Genomic DNA, 15,060 nt, shown 5'->3' with positions numbered 1-15,060 from the left:
TATGCGATTTGGCTCTTTTTGTTATTGCTGATTTCTCATAATCCACTCTGCATGAGCATTCGTAGAAGGAGGTGGTTCAGTTGGTGTTTTGTTCTGATTTTGGTTCTGATTCGTTTCTTTCTTCGCTTTTTCGTTAGAATTAGCATTTGAAGAAGGGTTTGATTCGGTTTTTGTAGTTGGATTTTCTTGCGTGTTTGCTGTTTCTCCTAATTCTTTTTTAATTTCGTTACGTACTGTCTCTACACCGATTGGATCTGGAAGGAAGTAATAAATACCACCTATTTTTTTGTCTTCTCCTTCAAGCTTGAACGTTTGTATTGTAGAAGGATCAAACCCAGATAGTTTATTGTAAAGTGCAAGTCCGTCAGAAATAGGAATGTCAGTTTTTATATATTTTCCAACGACTGCTGTTAAATCTTTAATTTTAAATACGGTAGAGGCTGAATTTAGTTTTTGAGCAACAGCGGCTAGTAATTGTCTTTGTCTAGCGGCCCGACCATAATCGCCGTTTGGATCCTGCTTTCGCATACGTACGTATGCGAGTGCTTCTTCCCCATTTAAGTCTTGTTGTCCTTGCTTAAATTCGATTTTTTTGTAGTAATCCACGTCTGAACGCTCCCAAAAATCGAATGGGACATCAACAGTAACACCGCCAACAGCATCAACAATTCCTTTAAAGCCTTGGAAATCAATTTTAATATAATGGTCTACAGGAACTTTTAGAAAACCTTCGATAGTTTTGATTGCCATTTCTTCTCCGCCGTAAGCGTGCGCAGCGTTAATTTTGTCCTCTTTGTTCTTACCAACAATTGGAACGCGACTATCACGAGGGATACTCATAAGCGAAATCTTTTTAGTTTTAGGATTGACGGTCGCAAACATTAATGAATCTGTACGACCGTTTTGACCGTCCGTTGCATAATCTTCTATACCCATAATGAGGAGTGTAAAAGGCTCCTTTGTAATTTCTACATCTTCGGTTCTCAAGTCCGATTTTTGACGAGTAAAACCACTATACATCCCCATGAGAGAAGAGTAGGAATTTAATATATAAAGTCCTACACCACCAAATAAAAATACGAAAATAAGGAAGTAGAAAAACTTTCTTCTTCGTTTCTTTTTTATTCTGCTATTTTGGAGATGATAATAACGTTCTTCCATATATAATCTCCTTAGTTCATTTGTAGGAAAGTAATTTACTACATTAATCTTTAAAGGTGAGGATGTAGTTATTCTTAGATAACATCTTGTTCTAAGTACAACATATCTCCTTCTGTAATTGTACATTTCCCATTTGTTAACTCAATCATCCAATCTGTGAATGCTTGTTTTCCGTCTTCTTCTACATACGTATCAAATGTGACATTTTCGAGATAATGTATATCTTTAATGGCATATTTCGAATTACGTAATTCATTTTCAATTTTGCCAAGTAATGTGTAATCAATTTCGGTCTGCATAACACGCATTAGTTTTCGCTGAACAACACCGACATGATTAATGCCTTCGCTTGTACATTTTCCATATGCGCGAATTAATCCACCTGCGCCAAGTTTGATGCCACCAAAATAGCGTGTAACGACAACGACGGTATCTTTTAAACCGCGTTTTTTTAGTACCTCTAACATAGGTACGCCAGCTGTGCCGCTAGGTTCTCCATCATCATTTGCTTTTTGGATTTGATCTTGTTCGCCAATCAAATACGCAGAACAATTATGTGTGGCATTCCAATTTTGTTTTTTTATTTTTTGTATAAATTCTTGAGCTTCTGCTTCGGTTGTAGCTCTGCTAACGTAACAAATAAATCTTGATTTTTGAATGACAATTTCGTGCTCACCGTAGTCTTTGATTGTTAAATATTGTAATAACACTCGTATACGCCCCTATCTACCAAAATGACTAGTACTTTACATTTTAAAAGCGAGCGTTTTTATATTCAAACATTTTTTATAAATAAGTTGAAATTTTTGGTGAGTATTTCACCTTTTTGTTGTAATTTGTCGAGATGGTAAGTGTTATTTCAAATTGGCATTTTCATGTATGGATGCACCATTTTTAGTTTTCGTGTAAACTTAGGGAATAAAAACTTTTTTATAAGGCAGGTACGCAAATGAAAACAGCTATTGTTACTGATAGTACAGCATATATACCGAAGCATATTCGTGATGAACTCAATATATATATGATTCCATTAAACGTTGTGTTTGGAACGGAATCTTATCAAGAAGAAGCTGAAATTTCAGTAGATGATTTCTATGTAAAAGTACGTGAGCAAGAAGAACTTCCGAAAACTTCTCAGCCAGCAATCGGAAAGTTTGTTGAGTTATTTGAAGAACTATCTAAGGATTATGATGCGGTTATTAGCATTCATCTTTCAAGTGGGATTAGTGGTACATATCAAACGGCAACGACAGCCGGGCAAATGGTAGAGGGTATTGATGTATATACGTACGACTCTGAAATTAGTTGTGAAGTACAAGGATTCTATGTACGTGAAGGGGCAAAATTAGCAAGCGAAGGAAAAGATCCGAAAGAGATCGTTGCCCGTTTTGATGAAATGAAGCAAACGATGGACGCTTATTTTGTAGTGGATGATTTACATCATTTACAACGTGGAGGACGATTAAATAGTGCACAAGCTTTCATTGGTAGTTTGTTACAAGTGAAGCCCGTTTTATATTTTAGAGATAAAATCATTATTCCATTTGAAAAGATTCGTACACGTAAAAAAGCGTTAAAACGAATTGTTGAAATTTTTGATGAGCAAGCAAGTCAAGGTGTACCTATGGAAGCAGTTATCATTCATGCACAACGTGAAGAGGAAGCGAATGAATGGAAGGCAGAATTAGAAGCAAAATATCCTCATGTTACAATCCGCACAGGTTATTTCGGTGCTGTAATCGGTACGCATTTAGGTGAAGGTGCACTAGGACTTGGATGGTATACGAAGTAATAAGATATAAAAAGCTCTCTTTTTGAAGAGGGTTTTTTTACGGATATTTTACGTGTAGTTGACAAGTTAATATTTGGAAATGGTAAAATGTACGTAAAATAAAATAATGAGGAAAGTTTTATAACTTACTTTTTACAAGAAACTATATTATAATAGAAGAGAGGTGAAACATATGGAGCATAATTCTTGTTTATGTCCAAAGTTTGAGTCAGCTTTTACTTTGCTTAGTAAAAAATGGACTGGCTTAATTATTAAATCTTTGCTTGAAGAGTCAAAACGTTTTAGAGAAATCGCAGATATTATACCGAATATGAGCGATCGTATGTTATCAGAGCGTTTAAAGGAATTGGAAAGTGAAGGCATTGTAGTTCGTAATGTTTATCCAGAAGTACCAGTTCGAATCGAGTACGGCTTAACTGAAAAAGGGAAAGCATTAGAAAGTGTTATGGATGAAGTCCAAAATTGGGCTGAGAAATGGATGAAATAACGTTTTGATTTCATTCGTATTAGTGTATGTAACAAAACGTAAGGGAAACCTTGCGTTTTTTCTTTGCTTATAAAAAGCTTTTAAAATTCTACACATATATACAAAAATATGCATATTTTGCGATAGAGTTACATATAATATTACATTTGTTTTACAATAGCGTAACATTAGCAAAAAAAATCCCGAAATATGGTATAAATTTTATAGGTTATATACGGAAAAAAGACAAAAGAAAGCGGTGTAAAAAATAAAATGAAAAAGCTAAAAATGGCATCTTGCGCATTAGTTGCAGGGTTAATGTTTTCAGGACTAACACCAAATGTATTTGCAGAAGATAAAATTTCTGACGTGAAATCACAAATTAATACACAAAATGACACTTTACATAAACAACAACAAGAACGTGATGTATTACAAAAGCAAATGAATGACTTAAACAAAACAATTCAAGGTTTGGATAAATCTGTTCAAGAGAATGCTTCAAAACTTGATGAAACAACGAAAAAAGTTGCGGATACTGAGCAATTAATCGAAAATAAAAATAAAGATATTGCAGAACTACAAACGAAAATTGCAAAACGTGAAGAGTTATTAAGAAAGCGTTTAGTTGCACTTCAAGAGCAACCAAACACGAACGTTGTAACAGAAGTTCTTGTAAACTCTAAAAACGTTGCAGATTTAGTTGATCGTTTAACTTCTGTTTCTAAAATTCTTGAGTCTGACGAAGATATCATGAAAACACAACAAGAAGATCAAGCGAACGTGAAAAAAGATGTTGAAACGGTAAAAACAAAGCAAAAAGAATTAAAAGAAGCACAAGCTCAAATTGAAACTGCTAAGAAAGAACTTGACGCTGAAAAAGCGAAAAAAGCAACAGCAGTAAACGATTTAAGTGGTAAAATGGATACAGTTGTAACTTCAATGACAAGTACGGAAAGTCAATTGAAAGATCTTGAAAAACAAGCATTACAATTACAACGTATTGCTGAACAAGAAGCACAAGAAAAAGCTGCACAAGAAGCTGCTGCTCAAAAACAAGCAGAACAAGCTGCTAAAGATGCGCAAGCTCAGCCAGCACAAGCACCTGCTCAGCAAGCTGCACCAGCAAACAACGGTGGACAAGCTCAAAAAGAAGAGCCTAAAAAGGAAGAACCTAAAAAAGAAGAGCCTAAAAAAGAAGCACCTAAGCAAGAAACGAAAAAACCAGAGCCAGCGCCAACTCCAAATGCGGGTGGCGTAATTGGTAAAGCACAAGGTTACTTAGGCTTACCATATGTTTGGGGAAGTGCATCTCCATCAAACGGTGGTTTTGACTGTAGTGGATTCATTTCTTACATCTATGGTGTAGGGCGTCAAGACGTTGCAGGTTACTGGAATTCAGTTTCTCGAGTAAGTAGCCCACAACCTGGAGATTTAGTATTCTTCCAAGGTACTTATAAACCAGGTCCATCTCACATCGGTATTTACGTTGGTAATGGCCAAATGATTCATGCTGGTGATAAAGGGATTGCTTACGCTAGCTTAAGCAGTAGTTACAACCAAAAACATTTCTTAGGTTACGGAAGATTATAGGATTATAATTTAATAAAAAAACGTGTATAAAGTCGATAGCTTACTATTTTATAAGTAGGTTATCGGCTTTTTTGAGTTTTTACGAGATTATGAGAAAGGTTTATAGTAGTGCTGGAGGTGATTGCTGATGTTAGCAGGGAAACAGTTACTATTAGAGGAACTCTCTTCAGATTTACGGGATACATTACAAGATTTGAAAAAGAAGAGGGAGGTCGTATGTGTACAAGGTGTAAAAAAGAAAGCTTCTAAATATATGTGTCAGCGCTGCGGAAATATAGAGCAGCGACTATTTGCGTCATTTTTATGTAAAAGGTGCAGTAAAGTATGTACGTATTGCCGGAAGTGTATAACGATGGGGAGAGTTAGTGAATGTGCTGTACTCGTTCGTGGGATCGCTGAAAGAAAAGGAGAAAAAGGTTTAAATTCGTTACAGTGGAACGGGGCCTTGTCTACTGGTCAGGAGTTGGCGGCGCAAGGTGTTATAGAAGCTATTAAGAAGAAAGACTCTTTTTTTATTTGGGCTGTGTGCGGGGCTGGAAAAACTGAAATGCTATTTTACGGTATTGCAGAGGCACTTCAAAAAGGAGAAAGAGTTTGTATCGCAACACCAAGAACAGATGTTGTACTAGAATTAGCGCCGAGATTACAAAAAGTGTTTCCAAATGTAAATGTAGCGTCCTTATACAGAGGAAGTGAAGATAGGGACAAAGATGCAGCGTTAGTCGTTGCAACGACTCATCAACTGTTACGTTACTATAGAGCGTTTCATGTCATGGTTGTAGATGAGATAGATGCCTTCCCGTATTATGCGGATCAAATGTTAAAGTATGCAGTGCAACAAGCGATGAAAGAGAAAGCGGCGCGTATTTATTTAACGGCAACTCCCGATGAAAAGCGGAAACATAATTTCAGAAGTGGTAAACAAAAAGGTATCATTGTCTCTGGACGATACCATCGTCATCCGTTACCAGTTCCTCTATTTTGCTGGTGCGGAAATTGGAAGAAAAGTCTCCACCATAAAAGAATTCCTCGAGTGTTACTACAATGGTTAAAAATGTACGTAAGCAAAAAGTATCCCATTTTTTTATTTGTTCCTCATGTGCGATATATAGAAGAATTGAGCCTGATATTGAAAACGTTGGATCCTAGAATCGATGGTGTACATGCAGAAGATCCGATGAGAAAAGAAAAAGTAGCAGCTTTCAGAAAGGGAGAAATTCCGTTATTAGTTACAACGACAATTTTAGAGAGAGGAGTAACTGTGAAGAATTTACAAGTTGCGGTGTTAGGGGCGGAAGAAGAAATCTTTTCAGAAAGTGCGCTCGTACAAATTGCCGGCCGAGCAGGTCGTAGTTTTGAAGAACCTTATGGCGAGGTCGTTTATTTTCATTGCGGTAAGACAGAGGCGATGGTACGCGCGAAAAGGCATATTCAAAGTATGAACAAAAAGGCGAAAGAACAAGGATTAATCGATTAATGCATTGTCTACTTTGCGATGAGTATATGTTGGAAACAGTTAGTTGGTACACCTTCTTTGTCAAGTCTCACAAAAAATATATATGTGATAGGTGTGAGCGGAAACTTTCCTATATTATAGGAGAGATTTGCATGGAGTGTGGGCGATCTTTAGAGGATTTTCCTTCCGAATATAAAGAAAATGATATTTGTATGGATTGCGTAAGGTGGATAAATGAGGAGAAGTATCGTCCTTTTAAAAATCGTTCTTTGCACGTGTACGATGATGAGATGAAAGAAATATTAGCACAGTTTAAGTTTCGGGGAGATGCGGAGTTAGTTCATATTTTTTATCGATCCTTTCGGGAGCTGTTTCAAAAGCATTTTACGAGCGTTTCAAGTGTTATTGCTGTTCCGCTTAGTAGGGAACGGGAATATGAACGTGGTTTTAATCAGGCAGAGTTATTAGCAGCTTGTTTGCCTGTCAAAATTTCTTATCCCTCATTAAGAAGAAGGGAAACAGAAAAGCAAAGTAAGAAGACACGTAAAGAAAGGCTTTCGGGAAGTAATCCTTTTTATTTTCAGGGAGAAGATATGTTTCGTGATCAACATATTTTACTCGTTGATGATGTATATACGACAGGAATTACAGTTAGACAAATTGGAAGTCTTTTATACGATAGAGGAGCAAGGGAAGTTTCTAGTTTGACGCTCTGTAGAAGTTGATCTGTAACTGTCGAAAGGGATAATAAAAAGACGATAAGTCTTCTTTGACTTCGTAAGTTGTCATTCGTTATAGTCAAAGTATGGGGCGAATGCCCTGATTTTTAGAGTGAAGGGAATGGAATGAACATGCAAGGAAGAGTGAAATGGTTCAATGCAGAAAAGGGATTTGGGTTTATTGAGCGTGAAGATGGTGATGATGTGTTTGTTCATTTTTCTGCTATTCAACAAGATGGATATAAGTCATTAGAAGAAGGGCAACAAGTTGAGTTTGACATTGTAGATGGAGCACGTGGACCACAAGCAGCTAATGTTGTAAAACTGTAGGAATATTGTTTTTGGGAAGAGAGAGCTGCGTTTGTGGCAACGTTATATATATGGTAGAACCTCTTGTTTTTTGCAAGAGGTTTTTGTTATGAATCAAGTTGTCAAAAAGTTGTTTCTTTTCTGTAACGAATTGTCCACAGTTATATTCGTTATTCACGATGTTAATAGGATAAAATAAAGATAGAAACGATGCATCTTTTCATTTCAACAAAAAACGATAAAAAAATCGCAATTCCACTAATTTTTTTAAAAAAGTTAGAAGGAGTTTTTAAGCCAATGTCGAAATTATAGTACATAGGCTTGAAAGGAGGAATTCATCTATGAAATTCAACATTCGTGGTGAAAATATTGAAGTAACTCCAGCATTAAAGGAATATGTAGAGAAAAAACTAAGTAAGTTAGAGCGTTATTTTGATACATTCCCAGAGATTAAAGTTAATTTAAAAGTATACTCTGACAAGCAACGTGTCGAGGTAACAATTCCATTTACTGATTTATTACTTCGTGCAGAAGAAACTAATAGCGATATGTACGCTGCTATCGATTTAGTAGTTGATAAACTTGAGCGACAAATTCGTAAACATAAAACAAAGGTAAATCGTAAGTTACGTGAGAAAGGTTCTATGAAAACGAACTTTATCCTTCCAGAAGCAGTAGCTGTTCTGGATGCGGTAGAAGAGGATGAATTAGAACTTGTACGTACAAAAAGATTTGATTTAAAACCGATGGACGTTGAAGAAGCGATCCTACAAATGGATATGCTAGGACATAATTTCTTCGTCTTCACAAATGCTGATACAAATGAAACTAATGTTGTATACGGCCGTAAAGATGGGAAATATGGTTTAATCGAAACTAAATAATAATTCAAAAGCGCAGCCGAAATGGCTGCGCTTTTTTTGCTGAAAATAGATTTGTTTTAAAAGTTTTCTTAATTTAGAACGAGACATTCGGCCGATTGTTGTCATAGTTATAAGACAAGTGTTACAATTATCATTAGGTATATACATTTTAGTTTTTTTAATTAGGAGAAAAATTGGCATAACATACATTTGATTTTTATAACGACTGATTGTAATAGAAAAAGAAAAAACAATCGGAAGTTTTATTTTAATAAAAAAGAGGAGCGTATTTCCTATGATCGGTATTTTAAAAAAGGTATTTGATGTAAATCAACGCCAAATTAAACGTATGCAGAAGACAGTTGAGCAAATTGATGCATTAGAATCATCTATTAAGCCACTAACAGATGAACAATTAAAAGGAAAGACGCTTGAATTTAAAGAACGTCTAACAAAAGGTGAGACAGTAGATGATCTACTTCCAGAAGCTTTTGCAGTTGTTCGCGAAGCTGCGACTCGTGTTCTTGGAATGCGTCCGTATGGCGTGCAGTTAATGGGTGGTATTGCCTTACATGAAGGGAATATCTCTGAGATGAAAACGGGTGAAGGTAAAACATTAACATCTACATTACCTGTATATTTAAATGCTTTAACAGGAAAAGGTGTTCACGTTGTTACAGTCAATGAATACTTAGCACAACGTGATGCGAGCGAAATGGGACAACTTCATGAGTTCCTAGGCTTAACAGTAGGAATTAACTTAAACAGCATGTCACGCGAAGAGAAACAAGAGGCTTATGCTGCTGATATTACGTATAGCACAAATAATGAGCTTGGGTTCGATTACTTACGTGACAACATGGTTTTATATAGAGAACAGTGCGTTCAGCGTCCACTTCATTTTGCTATTATCGATGAAGTCGATTCTATTTTAGTCGATGAAGCACGTACGCCGCTTATTATTTCGGGACAAGCTCAAAAATCAACAGAGCTATACATGTTTGCAAATGCATTCGTTCGTACATTAGAAAATGAAAAAGAGTATTCATTTGATGTGAAAACGAAAAATGTAATGTTAACTGAAGATGGTATTACGAAAGCAGAGAAAGCTTTCCATATTGAAAACTTATTCGATTTAAAACATGTCGCACTTCTTCACCATATTAATCAGGCGCTCCGTGCACACGTTGTCATGCACCTTGATACAGATTATGTTGTACAAGAAGGCGAAATCGTAATTGTAGACCAATTCACTGGTCGTCTTATGAAAGGTCGTCGTTATAGCGAAGGTTTGCACCAAGCTATTGAAGCAAAAGAAGGCGTAGAAATTCAAAATGAAAGTATGACACTCGCAACAATTACGTTCCAGAACTATTTCCGTATGTATGAAAAGTTATCTGGTATGACTGGTACAGCGAAAACGGAAGAAGAAGAATTCCGTAGTATTTACAATATGAATGTTATCGTAATTCCAACGAACAAAGATATTATTCGTGATGACCGTGCTGATTTAATCTTCAAATCAATGGAAGGCAAATTCAATGCAGTTGTTGAGGATATTGTAAATCGTCATAAACAAGGGCAACCTATTCTTGTCGGTACAGTTGCAATTGAAACGTCAGAGCTTATTTCAAAAATGTTAACACGTAAAGGTGTACGCCATAACATTTTAAATGCGAAAAACCATGCGCGAGAAGCAGATATCATTGCAGAAGCTGGTATGAAAGGTGCTGTAACGATTGCGACGAATATGGCTGGTCGTGGTACGGATATTAAGCTTGGAGACGATATTAGAAACGTTGGTCTAGCAGTTATCGGTACAGAGCGTCACGAAAGCCGTCGTATTGATAATCAGTTACGTGGTCGTGCTGGTCGTCAAGGGGACCCTGGTGTAACGCAGTTCTACTTGTCTATGGAAGATGAACTAATGCGCCGCTTCGGTTCTGACAATATGAAAGCGATGATGGATCGTCTTGGTATGGATGATTCACAGCCGATTGAAAGTAAAATGGTTTCTCGTGCGGTAGAATCTGCACAAAAACGTGTAGAAGGAAATAACTATGATGCACGTAAGCAGTTACTGCAGTACGATGATGTACTTCGTCAGCAACGTGAAGTTATTTACAAACAGCGTCAAGAAGTAATGGATTCTGAGAACTTACGCAGTATTATTGAAGGTATGATGAAATCTACAGTAGAACGTGCTGTTGCGCTTCATACACAAGAGGAAATTGAAGAAGATTGGAACATTAAAGGTCTTGTTGACTACTTAAATACAAACCTTCTGCAAGAAGGCGATATAAAAGAAGAAGAGTTACGTCGTCTTGCTCCAGAGGAAATGAGCGAGCCAATTATCGCGAAATTAATAGAGCGTTACAACGACAAAGAAAAGCTTCTGCCAGAAGAGCAAATGCGTGAGTTTGAAAAAGTTGTTGTATTCCGTGTAGTAGATACGAAATGGACAGAGCATATTGATGCGATGGATCACCTTCGTGAAGGTATTCATTTACGTGCTTACGGTCAAATTGATCCACTTCGTGAGTATCAAATGGAAGGATTTGCAATGTTCGAGTCAATGATTGCTTCTATTGAAGAGGAAATCTCTCGTTACATTATGAAAGCTGAAATTGAACAAAACTTAGAGCGTCAAGAAGTTGTTCAAGGTGAAGCTGTTCATCCATCTAGCGATGGCGAAGAAGCGAAGAAAAAACCAGTTGTAAAAGGTGAACAAGTAGGCCGCAACGATTTATGTAAATGTGGTAGCGGCAAAAAATATAAAAACTGCTGTGGTATCGGGAAGTAATACAGGGCGGTAGCCCAGATTGCTTTGCAAAATTTTACATCAAAAATGTATAATTAAGAAAGTTTAAACTCTCTCCGTCATAAGTGGAGAGAGTTTCCCTTGTTCTCATAAGAAAGTAACAGCAATTACATAGAGGTGAAGGAAATGGAATTAGTAGAAATTAGACAAGAATTAGAGAAAATGGCTAAGAGATTAGCGGCTTTTAGGGGGTCTCTTTGACCTTCCTACTAAGGAAAAACAAATTGCAGAGTTAGAAGAGACAATGATGGGTGCAGGATTTTGGGATGACCAACAAGGCGCACAAGCTGTAATTAACGAAGCTAATGCACTGAAAGAGATGGTTGGAAAGTTCCGTCAGTTAGATGAGACATTCGAAAATTTAGAAATCACGCATGAGCTTTTAAAAGAAGAGTATGATGAAGATTTACATGAGGAACTTGAATCTGAAGTGAAAGGCTTAATTCAAGAAATGAATGAGTATGAGCTTCAGTTACTACTAAGCGATCCTTATGATAAAAATAACGCTATTTTAGAATTACACCCAGGTGCTGGTGGAACAGAGTCACAAGACTGGGGTTCTATGTTATTACGTATGTACACACGTTGGGCTGAAAAACGTGGGTTTAAAGTAGAAACGGTTGACTACTTACCAGGTGATGAAGCTGGTATTAAGAGTGTTACTTTATTAATTAAAGGTCATAACGCTTACGGTTATTTAAAGGCAGAGAAAGGTGTACATCGTCTTGTACGTATTTCGCCATTCGATTCTTCAGGCCGTCGTCATACATCGTTCGTATCTTGTGAAGTTGTACCTGAGTTCAATGATGAAGTTGAAATCGAAATACGTTCAGAAGACTTAAAAGTTGATACGTACCGTGCAAGTGGTGCAGGTGGACAGCATATTAATACGACAGACTCAGCAGTTCGTATTACACATACACCAACAAACACAGTTGTAACATGTCAGTCAGAGCGTTCACAAATTAAAAACCGTGAGCACGCGATGAAAATGTTAAAAGCGAAATTATACCAAAAGAAATTAGAAGAGCAACAAGCGGAGTTAGATGAAATTCGCGGTGAACAAAAAGAAATCGGATGGGGTAGCCAAATTCGTTCTTACGTATTTCACCCGTATTCTCTTGTGAAAGACCACCGTACAAATACAGAGGTTGGTAACGTACAAGCGGTTATGGATGGAGAAATTGATCCATTTATTGATGCTTACTTACGTTCTCGCATCTAATAAGCGAAAAAAAGCCAACAAAGTTGTCGGCGTATGCTGAGGATAATCGAGGATATAAAGAATTTGATTTTATTTCTATAGATGAAGTAAAGAGGAAGAGAAGTTGGAAACGACAACTTCTCTTTTTGATGAGATTATATGTAGCATACAATGTTGTATATTGTATTGTAAAAAGTAGAGAATAGTAAAACAGAGTGGTAATAGAGTAAGACTTGAACAGAACTTTTGTGATTTTCTGTTCAACAAGAATTCTTTATAGAAGTTTTTATGTTGTTCACAGAATTGAAACAACTTATGAAAGCTTTATATTATCAGGGTTCTTACTGTATTTTTGAAAAATATGAAATATACCTTAGTTTTTCTATATAAAGATAATGCTTATAATGAAAATGAGTGTGTTAGGAATGAAAAGAATATCAACAATGGGGAGCGATAAAAGTGAAAAAGAAATTGTTGGCTATTGCGTTAGGAACATCAGTCGTTTTTGCTTTAGGAGCATGTGGAAATAAAGAAGAGAGTAAGCCTTCGAAACAATCTGCAAGCACAGATAGCGCAGAGCAAATTTACCAAAAAAGTTGTATAGGCTGTCACGCGAAAGATTTATCGGGAGCAACTGGACCGGATTTACGAAAAGTGGGACAGAAATATGATGCAGCAGAGATTGAAAAGATTATTGAAAAAGGTCGCGGTTCCATGTCACCAGGAATCATTCAAGGTGAGGATGCGAAAAAAGTAGCTGAGTGGTTAGCTGAACATAAATAAAAAAGGTAAACTGGACGGGTTGGTTATATAATCTTATCCCAAAATGATTTTGGGTAAGAACTATGACGACTCGTTTCCTTTTTTCGGGGTGTAACATAACTGTAACAAAAATGTATCCGAACTGGAAACCGTTTGATGTTACAATGGGGTTTGTAGAATTTTGCTGAAATATATTACATAGTAGTATTGCTTATAAAAAGATTGTAAGTAGACTACCTTCAACAAGAGTGGTTAAGCGAGAATAAAAGGTTATCTTTTATTTTCAGATGTACAGAAAAGTATTTCGAAAAAAATCATTAAGTATTGGGTGATAAATAATGATAAAAATGACGAATGTTTATAAGGAGTACCCGAATGGTATGAAAGCCATTGCTGGTCTCACAGTTAACATTAAACAAGGTGAGTTTGTATACGTAGTTGGACCGAGTGGAGCCGGGAAATCTACATTTATTAAAATGATGTATCGTGAAGAGAAGCCATCTACAGGATCAATTAATGTAAATGGACTTGTTATTGAAACATTAGCAGAAAGAGATGTTCCATATTTCCGTCGTCAATTAGGCGTAATTTTCCAAGATTTTAAATTACTACCTAAGTTAACGGTATATGAGAATGTTGCGTTTGCCTTAGAAGTAATTGAAGAAGAAAAAGAAGCCATTCGTGAGCGTGTAACAGAAGTTTTAGGTCTTGTAGGTCTTGAGGATCGTGCAGACGCACTACCAAGTGAACTTTCGGGCGGAGAGCAGCAACGTGTTGCGATTGCGAGAGCAATTGTTAATAGACCAAAGGTTGTAATTGCCGATGAGCCAACAGGTAACTTAGATATTGAAACAGCTCTTGATATTATGAAGATTTTTACGCGTATTAACGAGCGTGGTACAACGATTGTTATGGCGACACATAACTCAGATATCGTAAATACAATTCGTCATCGTGTAATCGCGATTGAAGGCGGAAAAATTGTTCGAGATGAGATTGAGGGAGGATACGGATATGAAGGCTAAGACCCTTAGTCGACATTTGCGAGAAGGTGTAAAGAATCTATCACGTAACGGATGGATGACGTTTGCTTCTGTTAGTGCAGTAACAGTTACATTATTACTTGTAGGTGTCTTTTTAACAGCGATTATGAATATGAACCATTTTGCGACGAAAGTAGAGCAAGATGTAGAAATTCGTGTACACATTGATCCAGCAGCAAAAGAAGCTGATCAAAAGAAATTAGAAGATGATATGAGTAAGATTGCAAAAGTAGAGTCTATTAAATATTCTTCTAAAGAAGAAGAGCTAAAACGCTTAATTAAAAGCTTAGGTGATAGTGGAAAAACGTTTGAGTTATTTGAACAAGATAACCCACTTAAAAACGTATTCATTGTAAAAGCAAAAGAACCAACAGATACAGCGACAATCGCGAAAAAGATTGAGAAAATGCAGTTTGTAAGTAATGTTCAATATGGTAAAGGGCAAGTTGAAAAATTGTTTGATACTGTAAAAACAGGACGTAATATCGGGATTGCGTTAATTGCAGGTCTTTTATTCACAGCGATGTTCTTAATCTCTAATACAATTAAAATTACAATTTATGCTCGTAGTACAGAAATCGAAATTATGAAATTGGTAGGTGCGACAAACTGGTTTATTCGTTGGCCGTTCTTATTAGAGGGATTATTCCTAGGAGTATTAGGATCAATTATTCCAATTGGCTTAATTCTAGTTACGTATAATTCACTACAAAGTGTGTTTAACGAAAAACTTGGCGGAACAATTTTCGAACTTCTACCATACAGTCCTTTCGTATTCCAATTAGCTGGTTTACTAGTGTTAATCGGGGCTTTAATCGGTATGTGGGGAAGTGTAATGTCAATTCGTCGCTTCTTAAAAGTATAAAAAGTT

General features: G+C 36.5%; 13 protein-coding genes and 1 pseudogene. 12 read left to right on the top strand and 2 right to left on the bottom strand.

What is annotated here, in order from left to right; all coding sequences use genetic code 11:
* Positions 1 to 21 precede the first annotated feature (21 nt).
* Positions 22 to 1,161 (bottom strand): LCP family protein, encoded by a 1,140-nt coding sequence (locus DN389_RS06765; protein WP_060488037.1) that lies wholly within the window; start codon positions 1,159 to 1,161, stop codon positions 22 to 24.
* 74 nt (positions 1,162 to 1,235) lie between these two features.
* Positions 1,236 to 1,871, bottom strand: coding sequence for a YigZ family protein (locus tag DN389_RS06760; protein ID WP_000926678.1), 636 nt, complete (start codon positions 1,869 to 1,871; stop codon positions 1,236 to 1,238).
* 239 nt (positions 1,872 to 2,110) lie between these two features.
* On the opposite strand from DN389_RS06760, the gene DN389_RS06755 reads away from it, so the two are divergent.
* The 12 genes and pseudogenes from DN389_RS06755 (at position 2,111) to ftsX (ending at position 15,054) form a co-directional block, all read left to right on the top strand.
* Positions 2,111 to 2,953: a DegV family protein gene (locus tag DN389_RS06755; RefSeq protein WP_000844776.1), complete on the top strand. Its 843-nt coding sequence runs from the start codon at positions 2,111 to 2,113 to the stop codon at positions 2,951 to 2,953.
* Between the two features lie 172 nt (positions 2,954 to 3,125).
* Complete coding sequence (locus tag DN389_RS06750; RefSeq protein ID WP_000400858.1) at positions 3,126 to 3,440, top strand: winged helix-turn-helix transcriptional regulator; 315 nt, start codon at positions 3,126 to 3,128, stop codon at positions 3,438 to 3,440.
* Positions 3,441 to 3,586: 146 nt separating this feature from the next.
* A pseudogene (locus DN389_RS06745) lies at positions 3,587 to 5,012 on the top strand (C40 family peptidase).
* 127 nt (positions 5,013 to 5,139) lie between these two features.
* Positions 5,140 to 6,489 carry an ATP-dependent helicase ComFA gene (comFA, locus tag DN389_RS06740; protein ID WP_149236934.1) on the top strand — a complete coding sequence of 450 codons (1,350 nt, stop codon included), beginning with the start codon at positions 5,140 to 5,142 and terminating at the stop codon, positions 6,487 to 6,489.
* The gene (locus tag DN389_RS06735) at positions 6,489 to 7,193 is read left to right on the top strand and encodes a ComF family protein (RefSeq protein ID WP_149236933.1); all 705 of its coding nucleotides are present in this window, start codon (positions 6,489 to 6,491) and stop codon (positions 7,191 to 7,193) included. The genes comFA and DN389_RS06735 overlap by 1 nt, the downstream gene beginning before the upstream one ends.
* 126 nt (positions 7,194 to 7,319) lie before the next feature.
* A complete protein-coding gene (gene cspC / locus DN389_RS06730; protein ID WP_001990088.1) occupies positions 7,320 to 7,517 on the top strand; it encodes a cold shock protein CspC in 198 nt (65 codons plus the stop codon).
* A 320-nt stretch (positions 7,518 to 7,837) separates the two neighbouring features.
* Positions 7,838 to 8,380: a ribosome hibernation-promoting factor, HPF/YfiA family gene (gene hpf / locus DN389_RS06725; RefSeq protein ID WP_000671189.1), complete on the top strand. Its 543-nt coding sequence runs from the start codon at positions 7,838 to 7,840 to the stop codon at positions 8,378 to 8,380.
* 274 nt (positions 8,381 to 8,654) lie between these two features.
* Entirely contained in the window at positions 8,655 to 11,162 is a 2,508-nt protein-coding gene (gene secA / locus DN389_RS06720) for a preprotein translocase subunit SecA (protein ID WP_098189356.1), read from the top strand.
* A gap of 144 nt (positions 11,163 to 11,306) precedes the next feature.
* Positions 11,307 to 12,405, top strand: a protein-coding gene (prfB, locus tag DN389_RS06715) for a peptide chain release factor 2 (RefSeq protein WP_096001656.1) whose coding sequence is annotated in 2 segments (ribosomal slippage) — positions 11,307 to 11,378 and positions 11,380 to 12,405 — 1,098 coding nt in all. Because the reading frame shifts where the segments join, the coding sequence is not laid out codon by codon here.
* 438 nt (positions 12,406 to 12,843) lie between these two features.
* On the top strand, positions 12,844 to 13,167 hold the full coding sequence (cccB, locus tag DN389_RS06710) for a cytochrome c551 (protein WP_000727965.1): 324 nt from the start codon (positions 12,844 to 12,846) through the stop codon (positions 13,165 to 13,167).
* A gap of 317 nt (positions 13,168 to 13,484) precedes the next feature.
* Positions 13,485 to 14,171, top strand: coding sequence for a cell division ATP-binding protein FtsE (ftsE, locus tag DN389_RS06705; RefSeq protein WP_000594325.1), 687 nt, complete (start codon positions 13,485 to 13,487; stop codon positions 14,169 to 14,171).
* On the top strand, positions 14,161 to 15,054 hold the full coding sequence (gene ftsX, locus DN389_RS06700) for a permease-like cell division protein FtsX (protein WP_000645020.1): 894 nt from the start codon (positions 14,161 to 14,163) through the stop codon (positions 15,052 to 15,054). Before ftsE ends, ftsX begins: the two co-directional genes overlap by 11 nt.
* The last annotated feature ends 6 nt before the right edge of the window (positions 15,055 to 15,060 follow it).

The organism is Bacillus sp. AY3-1 (genome assembly GCF_008368785.1).
Classification (GTDB): Bacteria; Bacillota; Bacilli; order Bacillales; family Bacillaceae_G; genus Bacillus_A; species Bacillus_A wiedmannii.
Note: the sequence above shows the minus strand (reverse complement) of the source record. Positions and strands in the feature narration are given on the sequence as shown.